We start from the raw sequence: 21,013 nt of genomic DNA, 5'->3' as shown, positions 1-21,013 counted from the left end.
AATGCCTAGACTGGCCAACCAGTTGATTGGTAATCCCGGTTCACCCCGGTCTGCAGATAGTGAGTAGTCATGTCCACCGAGTCGGCACCCAACGGATCGTCCCGCCGCGACGAGTTGCTGGCGGTCGCCGCCAAGCTGTTCGCCGCCCGTGGGTACCACGGCACCCGGATGGACGATGTGGCCGACGCGGTCGGCCTCAACAAGGCCACTGTCTACCACTACTACGCCAGCAAGTCGCTGATCCTCTGGGACATCTACAAACGCACCGCCGACTTCACCGTCGACGCCCTGCACGATGATCCCACTGCCACCGCCCGGGAGACGATCTACCACTTCACCCGGCGGCTGCTCACCGGCATCGCCAACGATCTGGAGGCCGCCGCCGTCTACTTCCAGGAGGGCCCCTATATCTCGGAATGGTTCACCGAGGAGCAGGTCGCCTACATCCGCAAGGCCGAGTCCACCGTCTACGAGCATGTCCGCGATGTCATCGACCGCGGCATCGCCAGCGGCGAGTTCTACGACTGCGACTCGCATGTGCTGGCGCTCGGCTACATCGGCATGACGCTCGGCGCCTACCGCTGGCTGCGCCCGCACGGCCGCCGCACCGCCCAGGAGATCGCGGTGGAGTTCAGCACCGCGCTGCTGCGGGGGCTGATCCGCGACGAGACGATCCGCAACGAACAGCCCCTGGGCGGTGCCCAGAAATGACCGGCCTGTTCTCCCTCGACGGCAAGGTCGCCGTGGTCACCGGTGGCGGCCGCGGTATCGGCGTGATGATCGCCCGCGGCCTGCTGCAGGCGGGCGCGGCCAAGGTTTACCTGGCGGCCCGCAAGGAAGCCGAACTGGAATCGGTGGTCGCCGAGCTGTCACCGCTGGGCGCCGTCGAGGGGATCCCCGCCGACCTGGGCGCCGCCGAGGGCGTGCAGACCCTCGCCGACGCCGTGGCGGCCCGTGAGGACGCCGTCCACGTGCTGTTCAACAACGCCGGCGCGGCCTGGGGCGCGCCGTTCGGCGAGTTCCCGGAATCAGGCTTCGACAAGGTCTTCGACGTCAACGTCAAGGGCGTCTTCCTGCTGACCCGGGCGCTGGTGCCGCTGCTGGAGGCCGCCGCCACCGAGGAGGACCCGGCGCGGGTGATCAACACCGGCAGCATCGACGGGTTCTTCGTGCCGGAGATCGGCCGCGACAACTTCTCCTACAGCGCCAGCAAGGCCGCCGTGCACATGCTGACCCGGCACCTGTCCGGGGAGCTGGCGCCTAAGATCCTGGTCAACGCGATCGCGCCCGGGCTCTTCCCGTCGAAGATGACCAAGGTGCTGATGTCCGCCGGGGAAGAGGCCGTCGGCGCGGCGCTGCCGTTGAAGCGGGTGGGTCAGCCCGATGACATGGCCGGCATCGCCGTGTTCCTGGCCAGCCGGGCCAGCAGCTACATCACCGGGACCATCATTCCGGTGGACGGCGGGCTCAGCACCATCCGCTGAGGCGGGCAGTTTTCACCGCGATGTGTGAACCGCGTCGCAGGCGGGTAGTCCGGTGTACATGTGTTCACCGAAGACTGTCCCAAGGGGCGTGCCATGGTGCTGAATCTGCGTGGACTGACCCGATGGAGTGAAGCGCCCGCGCGCGACGTGGCCACCGCCACCACGCCGAAGATCAACATGATCCGTGGCCTGGCAGCGCGCATGACGACCCCGCTGCTGCCCGACGACTACCTCAAGATGCTCAACCCGCTGTGGACCGCCCGCGAACTGCGCGGCGAGGTGGTGGATGTGCGCAGGGAAACCGAGGACTCCGCCACGGTGATCATCAAGCCGGGGTGGGGATTCGCGGCCGACTATCAACCCGGCCAGTACGTCGGGATCGGTCTGCGGATCAACGGCCGGTGGCACTGGCGGTCCTACTCGCTGACCTCGGTCCCCAAGCGTGACAACAAGCTCATCTCGATCACAGTCAAGGCCACGCCGGAGGGTTTCCTGTCGACGCACCTGGTGAACGGCGTGGAATCCGGAACGATCGTTCGCCTGGCGGCGCCGAAGGGCGACTTCGCGATGCCCGACCCGCCACCGGCCAAAGCGCTGTTCGTCACCGCGGGCAGCGGAATCACGCCCGTGATGGCGATGTTGCGGTCGATCGCGGCGCGCGGCCAGTCCGCCGACATCGTGCACGTGCACTCCGCCCCGTCCGCGGGCGACGTGATCTTTCACGACGAGTTGCAGGAGTTGCACGACGGCCGGACGGATTATCGGCTGCACCTGCAGCTGACCGACGAGGCGGGACACCTCGATTTCGGCGACCTCGAACACATCGTCCCGGACTGGAAGGAACGGCCCACCTGGGCGTGCGGCCCGCCCGCGATGCTCGACACGATCGAAAAGGTGTGGACCGAGGCCGGCGTGCCCGAGGACCAACTGCACATGGAGCGCTTCGTCATCGCCCGAACCGACAAGGGCGGTGAGGGTGGCACCGTGACGTTCGCCCTGTCGGACAAGACCGTCGAAGTCGACGGTGCCACCTCGCTGCTGGAAGCCGGCGAGAAGGTGGGTATCCAGATGCCGTTCGGCTGCCGGATGGGTATCTGCCAAACCTGCGTGTTGCCTTTGGAATCCGGCCACGTCCGGGACTTCCGGTCCGGAACCGAGCACGGCGAGGGCGACCGCATTCAGACCTGTATCTCGGCAGTGTCCGGCAACTGCACCATCAACGTCTAGGAGGCTCAGCATGGCCATCACCGATATCAAGGAATACGCACACCTGACGCCCGAGGACGTCGCCGAACTCGAACGCGAGCTGGACGCGATCCGGACCGACATCGAGGAATCCCGTGGCGAACGCGACGCGCGCTACATCCGCAGGGCCATCCAGCTGCAGCGCGGACTGGCCGTGGGCGGGCGTATCGCACTGTTCAAGAGCCGCAACAAGTTCGCCTGGGTGGCAGGAACGGGCATGCTCGCCGCGGCCAAGATCATCGAGAACATGGAACTCGGGCACAACATCACCCACGGTCAGTGGGACTGGATGAACGATCCGGAGATCCACTCCACGGAATGGGAGTGGGACACCACGTCACCGACAGTGCACTGGAAGAAGTCGCACAACTACATCCACCACAAGTACACCAACGTCGTCGGCCTCGATGACGATATCGGTTACGGCATCATGCGTCTCACCCGCGATCAACGCTGGGAGAAGTGGATGATCGGCAACCCGGTCTACAACTTCCTGCTGGGCACCCTTTTCGAGTGGGGCGTCGCCCTGCACGGTGTCGAGACGACCAAGTGGCGCAAGGGTGAGAAGACCATGGGCGAGATGCGCAAGGACCTGCGCATCATCGGCAAGAAGGTCGGCAAGCAGGTCGGCAAGGACTACATCGTCTTCCCGGCCTTGGCCGGACGGAACTGGAAGCACACCCTGGGCGCCAACGCGGTGGCCAATCTCATTCGTAACTACTGGTCCTACATGGTCATCTTCTGCGGCCACTTCCCCGACGGCGCAGAGAAATTCACCAAGGAGGAGTTCGAGCAGGAAACCCATGCCGAGTGGTACCTGCGGCAGATGCTCGGCTCGGCCAACTTCCATGCCGGCCCGATCATGGCCTTCATGAGCGGCAACCTCTGCTACCAGATCGAGCACCACCTGTTCCCCGACCTGCCGAGCAACCGGTACGCCGAGATCGCCGAGCGCGTACAGGCGCTGTGTGAGAAGTACGATCTGCCGTACACGACGGGTCCCCTTCTGCGGCAATACAGTCAGTCATTCTGGACCATCGCGAAGCTGGCCCTGCCGAACCGGTTCCTCAAGGCGACCGCCGATGACGCGCCGGAGACCAACTCCGAACTCAAGTTCCGGATCCGCGGTGGTGTGCGCGACACCTTCGGCGTGGACCCGAGTACCGGTAAGCGGCGTGGGCTGCGCACCGCGATCCGCGAACTCAAGTCCGGGGAGATCGCCGCCGCCTAGCCATTGGCCAGGACGCCGAACCAGCCCCACGCCAGGAAAACGAACACCAGGAGAAAGACGGTGTCGCCGAACATGGCGGGCCACTCGCTGCGCCGGAACCGGGTGGTGGCCGCCCCGGCCATGAACAGCGCCAGCCCGCAGGCCGCCATCGGGGTGAGTACCGGCGCGATCCCGGTCGCCACGGGCAGCACCACGCCGGCCGCGCCGATCAGTTTGATCGCCGCGATCACGGTCAGGTGTCCGTCGCCGAAATCGTCGACCCAGCGCTGGCTGGCGGCCAGGGCCCGGTAGCGCTGCCGTGACATGAGCAGCAGGCTCGCACCGCCGGCGCCGTAGGCGAGCGCGGCGATGATCGTCACGGTCCACAGTGTTGCGTGCATGAAAATCCTCATCTCGTGGTTACGTCGGTACGCGCCGACTCGTCATCTCTGTGACGGATCCACGCGACGAGAGGTAACCGATGACGGCCGAGACACAACTGGCGCAGCACTTCCAGGCGCAGCGCCCGCGGCTGCTCGCGGTCGCCCACCGCGTGCTGGGGTCGCGATCGGAGGCCGAGGACGCCGTGCAGGAGGCATGGCTGCGGCTGTCCCGTCAGGACGCGAGGGCGATCGACAACATCGCGGGCTGGCTGACGACCGTCGTCGGCCGCATCTGTGTCGACATGCTGCGGGCGCGCAGCAGCCGTCCCGAAGTGCCCATCTCCGAGCTCGTCGTGACCGAGGATGCCGACACCCCGGAGGACGCCGCGGTGCTCGCGGACTCGGTCGGGTTGGCGATGCTGGTGGTGCTGGGATCGCTGCGCCCCGATGAACGCCTCGCGTTCGTACTGCACGACATGTTCGCCGTGCCGTTCGCCGAGATCGGGCAGATCCTCGACAAGTCGGCCGATGCGGCCAAGATGGCGGCTAGCCGGGCCCGCCGCAAGGTGCAGGACGTGCCGGCGCCCACCGGGGAGCATCGCCGGAAAGAGGAACAGCGCGCCGTCGTCGACGCGTTCCTGGCCGCCGCCCGCGACGGTGACTTCGAGGCGTTGCTGCGCGTGCTCGATCCCGAGGTGCACTGGCAGCGTCACACCGTCGCCGGCGTGATCAGCGGGACCGGGGCCGCGGCCGTCATCGATGCGGTGCGGCGCGGCCAGGGCTCCCAGGTCCTGGCGCGGCGGGTGTCGGTCAACGGCGAACCCGGCATCCTGGCGTGGGGCCGGTCCGGGCGGCCGCTGAGCGTGATGGCCTGCACGGTCGACGGCGGCCGCCTGGTCGGGATCGTGTCGATCATCGACCCCGCCCGACTGGCCCAGATGTCGCTGCCCGCTCCGGAACCCGAGGACTAATCTGGCGGCATGAAGTCGACCATCTTGTCCCGCCGTGACCTGGACTTCCTGCTGTACGAATGGCTGCGGGTGGAGGAGTTGACGGAGCGGCCGCGCTTCGCCGAGCACTCCCGGGAAACCTTCGACGGTGTGCTGGATCTGTGCGAGCAGTTGGCGGAACGCTATTTCGCCCCGCACAACAAACTCAGCGACGCCCACGAACCCCAGTTCGACGGCACCACGGTCACCGTCATCCCCGAGGTGAAGGCGGCCATCGAGGCCTTCGCCAAGGCCGACCTGATGGGTATGAGCTTCGACGCCGAGCTCGGTGGGGCCCAACTGCCGGCGACCGTCGCGCAGGCGGGCTTCGCATGGATCTCGGCGGCCAACACCAGCACCTCCGGGTACCTGATGCTGACCATCGCCAACGCCAACCTGATCGCCAAGTTCGGCAGTCCCGAACAGATCGAGACCTTCGTCGAGCCGATGCTGGCGGGCCGGTACACCGGGACCATGGCGCTCTCGGAAACCCAGGCCGGCTCCTCACTGGCCGATATCACCACCCGCGCCGAACCCCAGGACGACGGCAGCTACCGGCTGTCCGGCACCAAAATGTGGATTTCCGGTGCCGAGCACGAGCTTTCGGAGAACATCATCAACCTGGTGCTGGCCAAGATCCCGGGCGGGCCGGCGGGCACCAAGGGCATCTCGCTGTTCATCGTGCCGAAGTTCCTGCCCGACGGCACCCGCAACGGTGTCGCGATCTCCGGGCTCAATCACAAGATGGGCCAACGCGGTATCACCAACACCGTGCTCAACTTCGACGGTGCGGTCGGCCATCTGGTCGGGGAGCCGCACCGCGGTCTGGCCTACATGTTTCACATGATGAACGAGGCCCGGCTCGGCGTCGGGATGGGTGCCGTCTCGCTCGGCTACACCGGTTACCTCAAATCCCTGGAGTACGCCCGGGAACGGCCGCAGGGCAGGCTGATCAAGGATCCGGCCAGCCCGCAGGTCCCGATCATCGAGCATGCCGATGTCAAGCGGATGTTGTTGGCGCAGAAGGCTTATGTCGAGGGTGCACTCGGCCTGGCGCTGTACTGCGCGCGGCTGGCCGACGAAGAGAACACCGTGCTGCTGGACATCCTGACGCCGATCGCCAAGAGCTGGCCGTCGCAGTGGTGCCTGGAGGCCAACAGCCTGGCAATCCAGGTGCTCGGCGGCTACGGCTACACCCGCGAGTACGACGTCGAGCAGCACTACCGGGACAACCGGCTCAACCCGATCCACGAGGGCACCCACGGGATCCAGAGCCTGGACCTGTTGGGCCGCAAGGTGACCCAGAACGACGGTGCCAGCCTGGCGGCGCTGTCCGAGCGGATCTCCTCGACCATCGCCGCGGCCGGCGACGATCCGCTGGCCGCGCAACTGGACGCCTCCTGGCAACGTCTGGTGACGGTGACCGCAGGCATGTTCGCCTCGGGCGACATCCAGGCCGCGATGGCCAACAGTGCGATCTACCTGGAGGCCTTCGGGCATATCGTCATCGCCTGGATCTGGCTGGAGCAGTACCTGGCCGCCGGCGGACAGGACGGCGACTTCTACCAGGGCAAGCGCCAGGCGGCCCGGTTCTTCTTCCGCTACGAACTGCCCAAGACCGCGGCTCAGCTGGATTTGCTGGAAAATCTGGACCGCACCACGCTGGAGATGCAGGACAACTGGTTCTGAGATCGCCCCGTTCTTCCCTGCGGTAACTGCGTGGCATGTAATCTTTCTGACGTCACCGTCAACACAGCGGCAGTGGCCGGGGGATTTCGACAATCAGGGGAGTGTCCATGGCGTTCAAACGCGCCCGATTCCGTCCAGCGGCCGCGCTGGCGCTCGCGGCCGTCGTGCTCGCGGCATGCAGCGGCGGGAACGAGTCCGTGAACGCCGACGACGCCGCCGGCAGCTGGCCGTCGGGCGCCGTCGACATGTATGTCGGCTACGCCGTCGGCGGATCCAGTGATCTGATCAGCCGGGCGGTCGCCGACGGCCTCGCCGGTGACGGCGCGGCTCCGTTCCGGATCGTCAACCGGGAGGGCGGTAACGGCGCCATCGCCGCCGCGGAGGTCGCCGCTGCCCCGGCCGACGGGTCCGTGATCTCCATCCAGAATGCGTCGCTGTACGCCATCACCCCGCTCGCGGTGGCACCCGATGAGGCCGCCGACATCGAGAACTTCGACGTGGTCTACGGGATCTCCCGGGACCATTACGTCGTGGTGGCCAACCCCGCCAGTGGATTCCGCTCGATTCAGGACATTCCGCGCGTGAACCAGGCCATCAAATACGGCACCACGGGTGTCGGCACCGGCGCCCAACTGTCGGCCGTGCTGCTGTTCAAGAACGCCGAGGTGCCGGCGGAGCCGGTGCCGTTCGACAGCGGAGCGCCGGCGTTGGCCGCGGTGGTCGCCGGTGAGGTCGACATCGCCGTCATCCACGTCGGCGAGGCGATCGAGAACATCCGGTCCGGGAAGCTGGTGCCGCTGGCCGTGTTCGGCCCGGACCGCAACAGCTACCTGCCCGATGTGCCCACCGCCCAAGAACAAGGTGTGGACGCCGAGGTGACGCAGTACCGGTTCATGACGGTGCCCAAGGGAACGCCGAAGTTCGTCCGGAATGCGCTGGTCGACGGTCTCAAGGCGACATTCGACACCGAGGCCTACCGGAAGTTCAACGAAGAGAACAGCTTCACCCCGATGGAGATCCCCGGCGACGAGGTGCTCGCGCAGCTCAACGAGGACAAGCAGCGCTACGCCGAATTGGTCCAGCAGAACGGCATCGATCTGCACGACCTCGGGCGGAAACCGGCTCCGTGAGGTAGCACCGTCGATTCACTATCGGCATGAAGCGATACCAATTATGCCTTGGACAGGTATCGCAGAGCTTTCTAAGTTTAGGTGATGGCCGCCACACCTGTGTCGGACTGAGACCTGAACAACAGGAGGTGCCCGATGGCGATCGAAGCCGCCCGCCTACGCCCCCGAGCCGTGCTGGCCGCCGCAGCCGCCACTGGACTGCTGCTCACCGCCTGCGGCGGAGTGCAGACCAGTACCGGAAGTGGATCCGGTGACGGCTGGCCGTCCGGCACCGTCGAGATGTACGTCGGCGCCTCCGCCGGTGGTTCCAGCGACCTCATCAGCCGGGCGGTGTCGAAGGGTCTCAGCGATGACCTGGGCGCGTCGTTCCCGGTCATTAACCGCGAAGGCGCCAACGGTGCGCTGGCCGCGGCAGAGGTGGCGAACGCACCCGCGGATGGCTCGAAGATCGCCATCCAGAATGCGTCGCTGTACACCATCACCCCGCTCGCGGTGAGTCCCGACGAAGTCACCAACATCGACGACTTCGACGTCGTCTACGGGATCTCCCGCGACGACTACGTCCTGGTCACCAGCCCCGCCAGCGGATTCAAGACGATCCAGGACATGCAGAACGCCAACCGCACGGTCCGGTACGGCACCACCGGCGTGGGCACCGGCGCCCAGCTGTCGGCCGCGCTGCTGTTCAAGAGCAGCAATGTGCCGTCGGCGGCCGTCCCGTTCGACGGTGGAGCGCCGGCGCTGGCCGCGGTGCTGGGCAACCAGGTCGAGGTCGCCTCCATCCAGGTGGGCGAGGCGATCGAGAACATCCAGTCCGGGAAACTGGTGCCGCTGGCGGTGTTCGGCCCCGACCGGATCAGTTACCTCCCCGAGGTGCCGACCGCGAAGGAACAGGGCCTGGACGTCGAGGTGACGCAGTACCGGTTCATGACGGTCCCCAAGGGCACCCCGCAGGAGGCCAAGGACAAGCTCGTGGAGGGTCTGAAGGCGACGTTCGCCACCGAGGACTATAAGAAGTTCAACGAGCAGAACAGTCTCACGCCGATGGAGCTGCCCGGTGAAGACGTGCTGACCCAGCTCAACGAGGACAAGCAGCGCTACGCCGAGTTGGTCCAGCAGTACGACATCAATCTGCGGGATGCGGGCTGATGACCGCCGTGGGTGAGCCGCAGACGCCGCACACACCGCACGCACACGACCTCCTCGCCGAGATCGAGGCCGAGGTTGCGCACGAGCTGCAGGAAGAACGGCCGCCCGCGGGTGGACCCGGCTACCAGATCGCGGGTGCACTGACCGGTCTGGTGGTCGGCGTCGCCGGGGCCGTACTGGCGTACGGCTACGGGCTGGGGTCGCTGCGCGAGCCCGGCCCCGGGCTGTGGCCGTTCGTGGTCAGCGTGCTCATCGCGGGACTGTCGGTGCTGTTGCTGGTGGTCGGGCGCCGCCTCGATGATGCCGAGAAGTTCACCCGCAGCAGTCTTCTGGTGGCCATCGGCGCCGTCACCTTCGCCGCCTTCGGTCTGCTGATGCCGTTGACGGGCTTCGAGATCCCCGCGGTGGTGCTGTGTGTGATCTGGCTGCGTTTCCTGGGCGGTGAAAGCTGGCGCAGCACCGCGGTGATCAGCGTTGCCACCACGGCGGTGTTCTATGTCCTGTTCATCTACGGGCTGCGGATTCCGCTCCCGCACCTGATTTCCTTCTGAGCGAAGCCGAAAAGCCATGGACTTCAACGCATTCCTCGACGGTTTCGCCCTGGTGGCCGAACCGCAGAACCTGCTGTACTGCCTGATGGGCGTGCTCATCGGCATGATCATCGGTGTGCTGCCCGGCCTCGGCCCCGCCGCCACCATCGCGATCCTGCTGCCGATCACCTACACCATCGACCCGGTGGCTGCGATCATCATGCTGGCCGGCATCTACTACGGCGCCCAATACGGCGGCACCATCACCTCGGTGCTGCTGCGGCTCCCCGGCGAAGCGTCCTCGGTGGTCACCGTGTTCGACGGATTCGCGCTCGCCAAACAGGGCAAGGCCGGCACCGCGTTGGGTATCGCGGCCATCGGATCCTTTGTCGGCGCGACGATCTCGATCATCGGGCTGACGCTGCTGGCCCCCGTGGTGGCCGAGATCGCCCTCGACTTCGGCCCGCCCGAGTACGCGGCTCTGGCGCTGCTCGGCGTGCTCCTGGTTGCCACCATCGGCAGCGGCAACAAGCTCAAGGCGCTGATCGCCGGGGCGGTGGGCCTGCTGCTCGCGACGGTGGGCCGCGACAGTTTCAGCGGTGCCTCCCGCTTCACCTTCGACAGCCTGCAACTGGCCGACGGTATCGATTTCGTGGTCGTCGCGATGGGCCTGTTCGGCGTCGGGGAGATCCTCTACAACCTGGAGCAGCGCCACGGTAAGACACACGTGCCGGCCAAGGTCGGCAATGTGTGGCCGTCGCGCAAGGATCTGCGGCAGTCCTCGGGCGCGATCGGACGCGGTTCGATCATCGGTTTCGTCCTGGGTGTGCTGCCCGGCGGCGGTGCCACACTGTCGTCGATCGTGGCCTACGCCACCGAGAAACGGCGCTCCAAGACCCCCGAGCGGTTCGGCCGCGGGGCCATCGAGGGCGTCGCCGCACCGGAAACCGCCAACAACGCGGCTGCCACCTCGTCCTTCATCCCGCTGCTCACCATCGGCCTGCCCGCCAACGCGTCGATGGCGATGCTGTTCGGCGCGCTGCTGATCCTGGGCATCTCGCCGGGACCGCAACTCGTCGACGAGCATCCCGACGTGTTCTGGGGTGTCATCAACTCGATGTACATCGGCAACATCCTGCTGCTGATCCTGTCGATTCCGTTGGTGGGCCTGTTCGTCCGGATCCTGCGGGTGCGCCCGGCGATCCTGGCGCCAATTACTGCGCTCATCACCATCCTGGGTGTCTACACGATCAACAACTCGACCTTCGACATCTTCGTGATGCTGGCCTTCGGCATCGTCGGCTACCTGATGAAGAAGGCCGGTTTCGATCCCGGCCCCATGGTGCTGGCGTTCGTGCTAGGCACCATCATCGAGGCCAGTACCCGGCGCTCCCTGCTGATCTTCGATGGCGACCCGACCGGATTCATCACCCGGCCGATCTCGGGTGGCATCCTGGCGGTCTTCCTGCTGCTGGTGCTGCTCCCGGTGATCCAGTACGTGCGCCACCGGCGTGCCGCGGCCTCTGCGCCCGCCAAGGCCGATGACGCCGAAACCGTTGCGCGCTAGTCGGTTGTCGGTGGTGGTGGTTCGTACGGTGTGTACCACCACCATTGCGCGCGTTCCCCGAGTGGACCGCGGCACGGCGGCACGTCGGGCGGGGCCTTGGTGGGTGGTCGGGCCAGTGATCGGTTGGTGAGGGGTTCGCCCTCGCTGTCGGTGACTCGTAGTGTCTCGGCGGGCCCGGTGATCGTGATGCCGCCTTTGTGGTGCATGCGGTGGTGGAACGGGCACAGCAGGACCAGGTTGGACAGCTCGGTGGGCCCGCCGTTTTCCCAGTGCACCAGGTGATGGGCGTGCAGGCCGCGGGTGGCGCCGCAGCCCGGGACGACGCAGGTGTGGTCGCGGTGTTCCAGGGCGCGGCGCAGCCGGCGGCTGATCGTGCGGGTGGCCCGGCCCACCCCGATGGGTCGGCCGTGGCGTTCGAACCACACCTCACACGTCGCATCACAGAGCAGATATCGCCGATCGTCTGCTGTCAGCGCAGGACCCAGATGCAGTGACGCCACAGGCTTCTCGACATCGANACCACACCTCACACGTCGCATCACAGAGCAGATATCGCCGATCGTCTGCTGTCAGCGCAGGACCCAGATGCAGTGACGCCACAGGCTTCTCGACATCGAGATGCATCACCACGGTGGTGTGCTGGCCGTGCGGGCGCCGCTGCGCTTCGCTGTCCCAGCCGGCCTCGACCAGGCTCATGAACGCATCGACCCCGTCCGGGAACGGCGGCGCCTGCTCAGACACCTGGCTCTCGGCCCCGTACTGGCGTTTACTGCCGTCCTCGGGATCGATGGAGTCCTGGGCGTCGTGGTCGCGTTTCCAGTCCGCGACCAACGCATCGCGATGGGACTGCAGGCCGGCCTCGAACTTCGCGGCTTCCAGCTTGGGGAGCCGGATCCGGTAGGTGGTGTAATCGTCCTGCTCGGTGCGGCTGAAGGAGCGTTTGGGTTCGGGCTTAACCTCGGGTTCGGGGCGGGGTTCCTGTTTGACCGCGGTACGCAACTGGGCGACGGTGGCGTACTGCACCAGTTCGGCGTAGTGCTCATCGCAGCCCTGGCCCCCGTGTTCGGCGATGACCCCGAGCTGATCCAGCGACACCCGGCCTTCCTGCAAGCCCGCGACGCAGCGTTCAAGTTCGTCGATGCGGTGGGCGATGGCGACCATGGTGTCGGCGTTACGGGGTGAGACGCCGGTCTTCCAGGCCACCAACGCTTCCAGGGAACGGCACCCCGTGGCACCCCACAGCGCGTTGCCGTCACTGGCGCCTCTGCCGTCGATCTCGGCGATGATCTCCACCAACCGTCCATCGAGGGCATTACGCTGCCCGATCAGCTCACCCATCTCCTCGAACAACACCTCGATACGCCGCACCGGAGGCACGTGCTCGGCGTAAGCGGTTGTGGGAGGCGGCATACCACGATTATCGCAGAGAGGTCCGACACGTTCTGAGCCTCCGAAACCGTTGTGCGCTAATGCCTGCCGGCATCGAGCCGGCGCCGGGTGTTGCCCAGATGCAGACGCATCGCGGCCCGGGCCAGCTCGGGGTCCCCATCGACGACCGCCGTGGCGATCGCGTCGTGTTCGCGGCGAATCCGCTCGGCATGCCCGGCGTCGGTGATCGAGTGGGTGTCGCCGAGGCGGGTGCGGGGCAGCATGATCATCATCGGGCCGAGTGAGTCGATCAGGTCGAGATAGAAGCGGTTGTTGCTGGCTGCCGCGACGGCGCGGTGAAAACGGAAGTCGGCCTCGACGGCGTCTTCCGGCGCGGCCTCGGTGAACTCCGTGAGCGCGGTGCGGACGGTGCGTGCGCCCGTCGCATCCATCCGGCCGGCGGCCAGGGCGGCTGCCTCGCATTCGATACCGAGCCGGAAGTCGATCATGTCCAGCACGTCATGGTGGGACCGGATGGCTGCCGATTCGACCGTGAACGACGTGGGTTCGGGCACGGCGAGCACGAATGAGCCGCGGCCCTGGAAGGTTTCGACGAGACCTTCGGCTCGCAACCGGGTGACGGCTTCGCGCACCACGGTGCGGGACACCCCGAACTCGTCGACCAGTTCGGTTTCCGAGGGCAGCTTGTGCCCGGGCGGGAGGTCGCCGGCGAAGATCTTGTCTTTCAGGCCGGCGACCACCCGTTGGGCCAACGAGGTCGTCATCGCAACATCATGACTGACCGAAGGTCGCGCTCTCCTTGGTGAGGGCCCGCATCTGGTCGCTGAGTGTGAAACCGAGCCCGGCGCGCTCCGGCAACCACATCCGGCCGTCGCGGATCTCGATGCGCTCATCGAACAGGGGGTTGAGCCATTCGAAATGCTCGACCCACGGCTCGGTCGGGTACGCGGCGGCCAGGTGCAGGTGGATCTCCATGGCGTAGTGCGGGGCCAGCGCCAGCCCGGCGTGCGCGGCGAGCGTGGCGAAGCGCAGGAACGGGGTGATGCCGCCGATCCGCGGTGCGTCGGGTTGCACGATGCCGCGGTATCCGGCGTCGATCAGCGCCATGTGCTCGGGGACGGAGGTGAGCATCTCGCCGGTGGCGATCGGGGTGTCAAAGACGCGCGACAGGTCGGCGTGGCCCACCGCGTCCCAGGCATCGAGGGGTTCCTCGATCCAGATCAGGTCGTGTTGTTCGAGCTCGCGGCACATCCGGCGGGCACGCGCCCGGTCCCACTGCTGGTTGGCGTCGACCATCATCGGGGTGTCACCGAGATGTTCGCGGATTTCCGCGACCCGATCCAGATCGATCTTCCAATCCGGTTGGCCCACTTTGATCTTGATACCGCCGATGCCGGATTCCAGTGAGGCGGTGGCCTTCTCCTTGATCTCACTGACAGAGGCCTGTAGGAACCCTCCGGAGGTGTTGTACACCCGGCAGGAGTCACGGTGCGCGCCGAGGAGTTTGGCCAGCGGCAGTGCGGCGCGGCGTGCCTTGAGATCCCACAGTGCGACGTCCAGAGCCGCGATGGCCTGGGTGGCGACGCCCGAGCGTCCCACCGATGCGCCCGCCCACAGCAGCGTTTGGTAGATGCGCTCGATATCGGAGGGGTCCTGGCCGATCGCAACATCGGCGATCTCGGAGAGGTGGGTGTACTGCGACGGTCCGCCGGCCCGCTTGGAGTAACTGAACCCCATTCCCTCGAAGCCCTGCTCCGTGCTGACCTCGGCGAACAGCAACACCGTCTCGGTGAGAGGTTTCTGGCGGCCGGTGAGGACCTTGGCGTCACTGACCGGGTTGGGCAGCGGCAGCACGACGTGGGACAGGCGGATCTGGCGGATGGCATCAGTCATGTGATGAGTGTACAACTCATCATACAAGTTGAAAAGGGCCTGGTGGTCGGACGAAGATGTGTGTTGTGCGTCTCGATTGCGTGCGCGCAGTCCCTTCGCGGGCGACTCAACAGAGGAGTGCGCGTGGGCGCACGCCCGCGGGCGGAGGAGAAGCTGATGACCATGGTCGAGGAACGGCTGCTGGCGCCCGGTGATACCTGCTGGCGGACGGCCGAGGCCGATCGCTATGCGCCCATCATCGACGGGGCCGACTACCTGCGGCACGTGAAGTCCGCGATGCTGGGTGCCGAGAACCGGATCCTGCTGGTGGGGTGGGACTTCGATTCCCGTGTGACGTTCGAGCCGGAAGGCGCGACAATGCCCGGCCCGAACCAGCTGGGCCCATTCCTGTTCTGGCTGCTGTGGCGACGGCCGCACCTGAAGGTCTACGTGCTGAAGTCGAATCTCCGTCTGCTCGCCGCCTTCGAACGGTATTGGTACAGCATCGTCCCGGTGCAGTGGCTCAACCGGATCACGTCGGCGCGCATGCATCTGGCCGTCGACGGCGCACATCCGCTCGGTGCGGTGCATCACCAGAAGGTCGTGGTGATCGATGACGCGGTGGCGTTCTGCGGCGGAATCGACCTGACCCTCGGGCGGTGGGACACCCGCGCGCACACCCCCAACGATCCCGGCAGGCACGCCGGCGGCGAGCCGTATGGCCCGCGTCATGAAGTGGCCACGGTGGTCGACGGGGAAGCCGCACGTTCGCTGGCCGAGCTGGCCCGGGACCGGTGGCACTTGGCGACCGGCGAGACGCTGGCACCCGTCGGGCCCGGCGCGGCGGCCTGGCCGAAGCATTGCGAACCGGCGCTCCGCCATGTCGAGGTGGGGATCGCGCGCACGTTGCCGCCGCTGCCCGAGCGCGACGAGGTCCGTGAGGTGGAGGCGCTGAACCTCGCCGCCATCGCCGCCGCTCGCGACTTCATCTATCTGGAGAACCAGTACCTGGCCTCCCGGGTCATCTGTGCGGCGCTCGCCGAGCGGCTGCGTGAGCCGGACGGGCCCGAAGTGGTGATCGTGCTGCCGCGCACCTCGGAGAGCCCGTTGGAAACCGCCTCGATGGACAGCGCCCGCGAACGGATGCTCCGGTTGCTGTGGGCGGCCGACGAGCACGGCCGCCTCGGCGTCTACTGGCCGGCGGTGCCCGGCGGCCAGTCGTTGTACATACATTCCAAGGTCATGGTCGTCGACGACCGGTTCCTGCGTATCGGGTCCTCCAACCTGAACAACCGATCGCTGGGCTTCGACAGCGAATGCGATCTGGCGCTGGATGATCCGGATGGCCGCGATGATGTGCGCGCACTCATCGTCTCCGTGCGGGACGGTCTGCTGGCCGAGCATCTGGGGGTATCCGTCGACGAACTGCGCGCGAAAATCGCGGAGCGGGACTCGATCCTGCGTGCCGTGGACGGGCTGCGCGGCGCGGGCCGCTCGTTGCGCAAGTTCACCACGCTCATGGTGTCCGCCGATGCCGGACCGTTCGCCGAGAACGACCTGATGGATCCCGTCAGGGTGCCGGCCTCGCTCGCGGTGAGCGTGTGCTCGGTGGTGGTGGCGGTGGTCACCTGGCCGTTGATGAAGGGCGCGCCCGGGGTGTGGTCGGTGGTGCGGTGCGCCGGCGAGCGGATCGGTCTGCCCATCTGATCGCCGGGTGCGCGATCAGAACTCGATGATCTGCCGTACCGCGCGCCCGTCGGCGAGTTCGTCCATGCCGCTGTTGATCTCGTCGAGGGTCAGCGTCGCCGACACCAGCTTCTCCACCGGAAGCTTCCCGGCCCGCCACAGCTCGACGAACCGCGGGATGTCCCGGGCGGGCACCGCCGAGCCGAGATAGCTGCCGATCAGCGTGCGGCCCTCGGCCACCAAACTCAACGGAGACAACGATATCCGCGCATCCGGGGCGGGCAGGCCGACGGTGATGGTGCGCCCGCCGGGCGCGGTCAGTGCGATCGCGCCTTCCAGTGCGGCGGCGTGCCCGACGGCCTCGATCACCACTTCGGCCTTCTCGGTGACCTCTTCGGGGGTGTAGGTGGCGTGCGCGCCCAGCTCCCGCGCCAGCGCCAACTTGTCGGGCAGCCGGTCCACCGCGATGACCCGAACATCTTCGTGCGCAAGCGCGGTCAGCATGGCGGCCATCCCGACTCCGCCCATGCCGACGATGGCGACCGTCTGTCCGGCACGGGGCTGCCCGGCGTTGAGCACCGCGCCGCCACCGGTGAGCACCGCGCACCCAAGCAGCGAGGCCACCACCGCGGGCACGTCGGCGTCCACGGGCACCACCGAACGGCGGTCCACCACGGCGTGGGTGGCGAACCCGGACACCCCGAGGTGGTGCAGCACACCGTCGCTCAGCCGCACCGAACCGCTGAGCAGCGTGCCCGCACCGTTGGCGGCGCTCCCGGGGATGCAGGGCGCCAGCCCGTCGGTGGCGCACGCCGAACACTGCCCGCAGCGCGGCAGGAACGTCATCACCACCCGCTGCCCGGGTGTCAGATCCGAGGCCCCGCCGACCTTCTCGACGATCCCGGCGGCCTCGTGGCCCAGCAGCATCGGCACCGGGCGCACCCGGTTGCCGTCGACCACGGACAGATCGGAGTGGCACAACCCGGCCGCCTCGATCCGCACCAGCAGCTCACCGTCGCCGGGATCGTCGAGCTCCAGCTCGGTCACCGACAACGGCCTGGAGGCCGCATACGGTCGGGACGCTCCGATCGTTTCCAGTACCGCACCACGGATCTTCATGGTTCCAGCCTGACATGCTTGCGCCCATGGAGTACTCAAGTGCGGACTTCCCGCTGCACTGGCCGGTGCAGACGCGCTGGACCGACAACGACATGTTCGGTCATCTCAACAACGCGATCTACTACCAGCTGTTCGACACCGCCATCAATGCGTGGATCGGCACGCGGGCACAGGTGGACCCGGTGACCGCACCCTGGCTGGGCGTGGTGGCCGAGTCGAGCTGCCGGTACTTCGCGGAGCTGAAGTTCCCCTCCGATCTGGTGGTCGGGCTCGCGGTGACCCGGCTGGGTACCAGCAGCGTCACCTACCGCACCGGGCTGTGGGCGGACGGCGGTCCCGTCGCCGCCGTCGGCTCCTGGGTGCACGTCTACGTCGACCGGGAAACGCGACGCCCGGTGCCCATTCCGGCCGCGATACGCAGCCTGCTGGGCACGGTGGTCCACCAGGCGACGCCCTGACCGCGTCTTGTTTCCGTCAGCCTCGACCGGGTAGCCGTCTGAGACCGAAACACGGAGGCTTCCCATGCGTGCAATGGTCTATCGAGGTCCGTACAAGGTCCGAGTCGAACAGAAGGACGTGCCGCTGATCGAGCACCCCAACGATGCGATCGTTCGGGTCACGATGGCGGCAATCTGCGGCTCCGACCTGCATCTCTATCACGGCATGATGCCCGACACGCGGGTCGGCATGACATTCGGTCACGAGTTCATCGGGGTGGTCGAACAGGTCGGCCCGTCGGTCCGGAACCTTCGGCGCGGTGACCGCGTGATGGTGCCGTTCAATGTCTACTGCGGGTCCTGTTACTTCTGTGCGCGGGGCCTGTACTCCAACTGCCACAACGTCAATCCGAACGCGACTGCGGTCGGCGGTATCTATGGGTACTCGCACACCTGTGGTGGCTACGACGGCGGACAGGCGGAATTCGTCCGAGTGCCCTTCGCCGACGTGGGCCCCGGCCTCATCCCCGACTGGATGGACGACGAGGACGCTCTGCTGTGCACCGATGCCTTGGCGACGGGGTATTTCGGCGCGCAACTGGCCGACATCGTCGAAGGCGATACCGTCGCGGTTTTCGGTGCAGGCCCCATCGGTCTCTACGCAGCGAAATCGGCGTGGCTGATGGGTGCCGGCCGCGTCATCGTGATCGACCACCTGGAGAACCGGCTGGAGAAGGCGCGCACCTTCGCGCACGCGGAGACACGCAACTTCGCCGAGTACGACGACATCGTGGTGGAGATGAAAAAAGCCACCGGCTGGCTGGGGGCGGATTCGGTGATCGACTGTGTCGGCGCCGAGGCTGACGGGAACTTCATCCAGCACGTCACCGCGGCCAAACTGAAACTGCAGGGCGGCTCCCCGGTGGCCTTGAACTGGGCCATCGATTCGGTCCGCAAGGGTGGCACGGTGTCGGTGATGGGCGCCTATGGCCCGATGTTCAGTGCGGTGAAGTTCGGCGATGCGATGAACAAGGGCCTGACGCTGCGGATGAATCAATGCCCGGTGAAGCGGCAGTGGCCGCGGCTGTTCTCGCATATCCAGAACGGTTATTTGAAGCCGAATGACATTGTGACGCACAGAATTCCACTGGAACACATCGCCGAGGGCTATCACATCTTCTCGGCAAAACTCGATGACTGCATAAAGCCGGTCATCCTTCCCCAGGCCAGCTGACAGGAGCGCGCCATGGTGTACACAGCAGACCACCCTCCGGTTCCCGACAGTGACGACCTGCGAGCCCGGATTCCCGGCTGGGGTGCCGACCTGGACCCCGCCGATCGTCCAGCCGTCCCGCGGATGAGGTTCGACCCGGCCGCAACCGGAGCCCACTGGGATCTACCCGAGCAGCAACCCGAGAAGCGCCCGCGTGAGCGTTCCATCGAACATGCAAGGCTCACACCGGTTTTCGGAACATCGGCCCCGCTTCGCGGTGTGTCGGGAGTGGTCAGAAGGTTCGCATACCACCGCTACAGCGAAGGTCGTGCGGCCCACTGGCTGTTGCTGATCGGCGCGGACCGTCTGGACGCCATCGAAAGCCACCTGGCCTCGTTGGTCACCCTGCATCCGGACAACCCGATCACCGAGACGGGAATCAGGAGTGAGTTCACGCACAACGGCTGGAAGTCCCGCGTCGGCACCACCCGGGTGGACAACGCCCACACCTGGATGGACCCGCTGATGATCGCCGGTCCCTGGGTGGTCGTCGGCGTCCTGGCCGCCAGGACCGTGCGCCGGACGGCAACCCGGTGGACCTGACCGTCACGTTCATCGGCAATGCCACCACGCTGATCTCGGCCGGTGGCATCACCGTTCTGACCGACCCCAACTTTCTGCATCAGGGGCAACACGCCTATCTGGGCTACGGCCTGGTTTCCCGGCGGCGTCGGCCACCGGCGCTCAGCATCGACGAGCTCCCACCGATCGATGCCATCGTGCTGTCGCATATGCACGGCGATCACTGGGACCGGGTCGCCCAGCGGGACCTCGACCATGCGCTACCGGTACTGACCACCCCGCACGCCGCCAAGCGCCTGCTGCGGCGTGGCTTTGACGCCGCTCGCGGCCTGAGCACCTGGGACACGCGTGACGTCGTCAAGGGTTCCACCACGCTGCGGGTGACGTCGCTACCCGGTCGGCACGCGCCGGCGTGGACGCAGCGGCTGCTACCTCCGGTGATGGGGTCGATGCTCGAATTCGGCACGGCGGACGATTCGTTCAAGCGTCGCCTGTACATCTCCGGGGACACGCTGTTCATCGAGGATCTCAAGGAGATTCCCGTGCGGTTCGAAGCGATCGAAGCCGGGATCGTCCATCTCGGCGGTACCCGGTTGCCTGCCGGCCCTCGGTTGCCCTTCGGTCTGACGGTGACGATGGACGGCGCTCAGGGGGCGGCAGCTGCGGCCGCGCTGGGCCTGCCGAAGGTCATCCCGGTGCATTTCGACGATTACGGTGTCTTCGCTTCCCCGCTGAGCGAGTTCCGTGACGCAATGACCCGGCGCAGTCTCGACGACCGCGTCGTCGAAATCCCGCGGGGCGAGTCGGTGCAGATCTGAGCGCGCGATCAACCCTGGGGCGGCCGCTCGATATGCTCGCCCGATGCCAGTCGTCAGCAAGACCGTCGAGGTTGCCGCCCCCGCCGCCGCGATCATGGCGATCGTCGCCGATTTCGAGTCCTATCCGCAGTGGAACGAAGAGGTCACCGGTGCCTGGGTGCTGGCCCGCTACGACGACGGCCGGCCCAGCCAGCTGCGCCTGGACACCAAGGTCCAAGGCATGGACGGCACCTACATCCAGGCCGTGTACTACCCGGGCGAGAACCAGATCCAGACGGTGATGCAGCAGGGCAACCTGTTCTCCAAGCAGGAGCAGCTGTTCGCCGTCGTGGACATGGGCCCGACGAGCCTGCTCACCGTCGACATGGATGTCGAGGTGTCCATGCCCGGCGTGCCCTCGATGATGGTGAAGAAGGTGGCGGGCGATGCGCTCGAACACCTGGCCGGCAACCTGAAGAAGCGCGCCGAGGAGCTCAGCGCCTAACCGCCGATCCCACGTCGCCGCGCGTGGGACAGTTCCG

21 protein-coding genes and 1 pseudogene are annotated in these 21,013 nt (G+C 66.7%); 16 read left to right on the top strand and 6 right to left on the bottom strand.

The features are described from left to right. Positions 1-69: 69 nt before the first annotated feature. The 4 genes from ASE48_RS20850 (at position 70) to ASE48_RS20835 (ending at position 3,960) form a co-directional block, all read left to right on the top strand. On the top strand, positions 70-711 hold the full coding sequence (locus ASE48_RS20850) for a TetR/AcrR family transcriptional regulator (protein WP_057169066.1): 642 nt from the start codon (positions 70-72) through the stop codon (positions 709-711). After that, on the top strand, positions 708-1,484 hold the full coding sequence (locus tag ASE48_RS20845) for an SDR family oxidoreductase (protein ID WP_057169065.1): 777 nt from the start codon (positions 708-710) through the stop codon (positions 1,482-1,484). Before ASE48_RS20850 ends, ASE48_RS20845 begins: the two co-directional genes overlap by 4 nt. Before the next feature lie 93 nt (positions 1,485-1,577). Further along, positions 1,578-2,711: a ferredoxin reductase gene (locus tag ASE48_RS20840; RefSeq protein ID WP_057169064.1), complete on the top strand. Its 1,134-nt coding sequence runs from the start codon at positions 1,578-1,580 to the stop codon at positions 2,709-2,711. Between the two features lie 10 nt (positions 2,712-2,721). Further along, positions 2,722-3,960 carry a fatty acid desaturase family protein gene (locus tag ASE48_RS20835; RefSeq protein WP_057169063.1) on the top strand — a complete coding sequence of 413 codons (1,239 nt, stop codon included), beginning with the start codon at positions 2,722-2,724 and terminating at the stop codon, positions 3,958-3,960. On the opposite strand, the gene ASE48_RS20830 is transcribed toward ASE48_RS20835, so the two are convergent. Beyond that, a complete protein-coding gene (locus tag ASE48_RS20830) occupies positions 3,957-4,340 on the bottom strand; it encodes a DoxX family protein (protein WP_057169362.1) in 384 nt (127 codons plus the stop codon). The genes ASE48_RS20835 and ASE48_RS20830 overlap by 4 nt on opposite strands. A gap of 80 nt (positions 4,341-4,420) precedes the next feature. On the opposite strand from ASE48_RS20830, the gene ASE48_RS20825 reads away from it, so the two are divergent. The 6 genes from ASE48_RS20825 (at position 4,421) to ASE48_RS20800 (ending at position 11,376) form a co-directional block, all read left to right on the top strand. Further along, on the top strand, positions 4,421-5,293 hold the full coding sequence (locus tag ASE48_RS20825; RefSeq protein WP_057169062.1) for a sigma-70 family RNA polymerase sigma factor: 873 nt from the start codon (positions 4,421-4,423) through the stop codon (positions 5,291-5,293). A gap of 9 nt (positions 5,294-5,302) precedes the next feature. Then, positions 5,303-7,000 (top strand): acyl-CoA dehydrogenase, encoded by a 1,698-nt coding sequence (locus tag ASE48_RS20820; protein ID WP_057169061.1) that lies wholly within the window; start codon positions 5,303-5,305, stop codon positions 6,998-7,000. 107 nt (positions 7,001-7,107) lie between these two features. Further along, on the top strand, positions 7,108-8,130 hold the full coding sequence (locus tag ASE48_RS20815) for a tripartite tricarboxylate transporter substrate binding protein (RefSeq protein WP_057169060.1): 1,023 nt from the start codon (positions 7,108-7,110) through the stop codon (positions 8,128-8,130). A 135-nt stretch (positions 8,131-8,265) separates the two neighbouring features. After that, positions 8,266-9,279, top strand: a complete 1,014-nt coding sequence (locus ASE48_RS20810; RefSeq protein ID WP_057169059.1) for a tripartite tricarboxylate transporter substrate binding protein — start codon at positions 8,266-8,268, stop codon at positions 9,277-9,279. Then, the gene (locus ASE48_RS20805) at positions 9,279-9,830 is read left to right on the top strand and encodes a tripartite tricarboxylate transporter TctB family protein (RefSeq protein ID WP_082614324.1); all 552 of its coding nucleotides are present in this window, start codon (positions 9,279-9,281) and stop codon (positions 9,828-9,830) included. Before ASE48_RS20810 ends, ASE48_RS20805 begins: the two co-directional genes overlap by 1 nt. A gap of 16 nt (positions 9,831-9,846) precedes the next feature. Next, positions 9,847-11,376: a tripartite tricarboxylate transporter permease gene (locus ASE48_RS20800; protein ID WP_057169058.1), complete on the top strand. Its 1,530-nt coding sequence runs from the start codon at positions 9,847-9,849 to the stop codon at positions 11,374-11,376. On the opposite strand, the pseudogene ASE48_RS33510 reads toward ASE48_RS20800, so the two are convergent. The 4 genes and pseudogenes from ASE48_RS33510 to ASE48_RS20785 form a co-directional block, all read right to left on the bottom strand. Continuing rightward, positions 11,373-11,893, bottom strand: a pseudogene (locus tag ASE48_RS33510) (DUF222 domain-containing protein); the annotation flags it as partial. The gene ASE48_RS20800 and the pseudogene ASE48_RS33510 sit on opposite strands and share 4 nt — an antisense overlap. A 1-nt stretch (position 11,894) precedes the next feature. Continuing rightward, the coding region (locus ASE48_RS33505) for a DUF222 domain-containing protein (RefSeq protein WP_235571407.1) at positions 11,895-12,786 on the bottom strand (892 nt) is incomplete at its 3' end. Positions 12,787-12,842: 56 nt separating this feature from the next. Beyond that, the gene (locus ASE48_RS20790) at positions 12,843-13,529 is read right to left on the bottom strand and encodes a FadR/GntR family transcriptional regulator (protein ID WP_057169057.1); all 687 of its coding nucleotides are present in this window, start codon (positions 13,527-13,529) and stop codon (positions 12,843-12,845) included. A 7-nt stretch (positions 13,530-13,536) separates the two neighbouring features. Further along, positions 13,537-14,658, bottom strand: coding sequence for an L-talarate/galactarate dehydratase (locus tag ASE48_RS20785; RefSeq protein WP_057169056.1), 1,122 nt, complete (start codon positions 14,656-14,658; stop codon positions 13,537-13,539). Between the two features lie 162 nt (positions 14,659-14,820). Here ASE48_RS20785 and ASE48_RS20780 point away from each other — a divergent pair, with 162 nt between their 5' ends. Beyond that, positions 14,821-16,344 (top strand): phospholipase D-like domain-containing protein, encoded by a 1,524-nt coding sequence (locus tag ASE48_RS20780; RefSeq protein WP_057169360.1) that lies wholly within the window; start codon positions 14,821-14,823, stop codon positions 16,342-16,344. A 15-nt stretch (positions 16,345-16,359) separates the two neighbouring features. Here ASE48_RS20780 and ASE48_RS20775 read toward each other — a convergent pair whose 3' ends face one another. After that, a complete protein-coding gene (locus ASE48_RS20775) occupies positions 16,360-17,442 on the bottom strand; it encodes an alcohol dehydrogenase catalytic domain-containing protein (protein WP_057169055.1) in 1,083 nt (360 codons plus the stop codon). A 26-nt stretch (positions 17,443-17,468) separates the two neighbouring features. On the opposite strand from ASE48_RS20775, the gene ASE48_RS20770 reads away from it, so the two are divergent. The 5 genes from ASE48_RS20770 (at position 17,469) to ASE48_RS20750 (ending at position 20,976) form a co-directional block, all read left to right on the top strand. Further along, positions 17,469-17,900: an acyl-CoA thioesterase gene (locus ASE48_RS20770; protein ID WP_162264256.1), complete on the top strand. Its 432-nt coding sequence runs from the start codon at positions 17,469-17,471 to the stop codon at positions 17,898-17,900. 64 nt (positions 17,901-17,964) lie between these two features. Further along, a complete protein-coding gene (locus ASE48_RS20765; RefSeq protein ID WP_057169053.1) occupies positions 17,965-19,113 on the top strand; it encodes a zinc-dependent alcohol dehydrogenase in 1,149 nt (382 codons plus the stop codon). 12 nt (positions 19,114-19,125) lie between these two features. Continuing rightward, positions 19,126-19,695, top strand: coding sequence for a hypothetical protein (locus ASE48_RS20760; RefSeq protein ID WP_057169052.1), 570 nt, complete (start codon positions 19,126-19,128; stop codon positions 19,693-19,695). Continuing rightward, positions 19,686-20,492 carry an MBL fold metallo-hydrolase gene (locus tag ASE48_RS20755; RefSeq protein ID WP_057169051.1) on the top strand — a complete coding sequence of 269 codons (807 nt, stop codon included), beginning with the start codon at positions 19,686-19,688 and terminating at the stop codon, positions 20,490-20,492. The genes ASE48_RS20760 and ASE48_RS20755 overlap by 10 nt, the downstream gene beginning before the upstream one ends. Before the next feature lie 43 nt (positions 20,493-20,535). Then, on the top strand, positions 20,536-20,976 hold the full coding sequence (locus ASE48_RS20750; RefSeq protein ID WP_057169050.1) for an SRPBCC family protein: 441 nt from the start codon (positions 20,536-20,538) through the stop codon (positions 20,974-20,976). Positions 20,977-21,013 lie beyond the last annotated feature (37 nt).

It is taken from the genome of Mycobacterium sp. Root265 (assembly GCF_001428895.1).
Classification (GTDB): domain Bacteria; phylum Actinomycetota; class Actinomycetes; order Mycobacteriales; family Mycobacteriaceae; genus Mycobacterium.
The sequence above is the reverse complement of the archived record's forward strand: the minus strand, read 5'-3'. Positions and strand labels throughout refer to the sequence as shown.

What these genes read in the sequence shown, in the direction of transcription:
- ASE48_RS20830 (WP_057169362.1), bottom strand. Translation starts at nt 4,340, where the DNA reads ATGCACGCAACACTGTGGACCGTGACGATCATCGCCGCGCTCGCCTAC.
- ASE48_RS20825 (WP_057169062.1), top strand. Translation starts at nt 4,421, where the DNA reads ATGACGGCCGAGACACAACTGGCGCAGCACTTCCAGGCGCAGCGCCCG.
- ASE48_RS20780 (WP_057169360.1), top strand. Translation starts at nt 14,821, where the DNA reads ATGGTCGAGGAACGGCTGCTGGCGCCCGGTGATACCTGCTGGCGGACG.
- ASE48_RS20835 (WP_057169063.1), top strand. Translation starts at nt 2,722, where the DNA reads ATGGCCATCACCGATATCAAGGAATACGCACACCTGACGCCCGAGGAC.
- ASE48_RS20820 (WP_057169061.1), top strand. Translation starts at nt 5,303, where the DNA reads ATGAAGTCGACCATCTTGTCCCGCCGTGACCTGGACTTCCTGCTGTAC.
- ASE48_RS20760 (WP_057169052.1), top strand. Translation starts at nt 19,126, where the DNA reads ATGGTGTACACAGCAGACCACCCTCCGGTTCCCGACAGTGACGACCTG.
- ASE48_RS20845 (WP_057169065.1), top strand. Translation starts at nt 708, where the DNA reads ATGACCGGCCTGTTCTCCCTCGACGGCAAGGTCGCCGTGGTCACCGGT.
- ASE48_RS20810 (WP_057169059.1), top strand. Translation starts at nt 8,266, where the DNA reads ATGGCGATCGAAGCCGCCCGCCTACGCCCCCGAGCCGTGCTGGCCGCC.
- ASE48_RS20815 (WP_057169060.1), top strand. Translation starts at nt 7,108, where the DNA reads ATGGCGTTCAAACGCGCCCGATTCCGTCCAGCGGCCGCGCTGGCGCTC.
- ASE48_RS20770 (WP_162264256.1), top strand. Translation starts at nt 17,469, where the DNA reads ATGGAGTACTCAAGTGCGGACTTCCCGCTGCACTGGCCGGTGCAGACG.
- ASE48_RS20840 (WP_057169064.1), top strand. Translation starts at nt 1,578, where the DNA reads ATGGTGCTGAATCTGCGTGGACTGACCCGATGGAGTGAAGCGCCCGCG.
- ASE48_RS20790 (WP_057169057.1), bottom strand. Translation starts at nt 13,529, where the DNA reads ATGACGACCTCGTTGGCCCAACGGGTGGTCGCCGGCCTGAAAGACAAG.
- ASE48_RS20765 (WP_057169053.1), top strand. Translation starts at nt 17,965, where the DNA reads ATGCGTGCAATGGTCTATCGAGGTCCGTACAAGGTCCGAGTCGAACAG.
- ASE48_RS20775 (WP_057169055.1), bottom strand. Translation starts at nt 17,442, where the DNA reads ATGAAGATCCGTGGTGCGGTACTGGAAACGATCGGAGCGTCCCGACCG.
- ASE48_RS20785 (WP_057169056.1), bottom strand. Translation starts at nt 14,658, where the DNA reads ATGACTGATGCCATCCGCCAGATCCGCCTGTCCCACGTCGTGCTGCCG.
- ASE48_RS20850 (WP_057169066.1), top strand. Translation starts at nt 70, where the DNA reads ATGTCCACCGAGTCGGCACCCAACGGATCGTCCCGCCGCGACGAGTTG.
- ASE48_RS20800 (WP_057169058.1), top strand. Translation starts at nt 9,847, where the DNA reads ATGGACTTCAACGCATTCCTCGACGGTTTCGCCCTGGTGGCCGAACCG.
- ASE48_RS20805 (WP_082614324.1), top strand. Translation starts at nt 9,279, where the DNA reads ATGACCGCCGTGGGTGAGCCGCAGACGCCGCACACACCGCACGCACAC.
- ASE48_RS20750 (WP_057169050.1), top strand. Translation starts at nt 20,536, where the DNA reads ATGCCAGTCGTCAGCAAGACCGTCGAGGTTGCCGCCCCCGCCGCCGCG.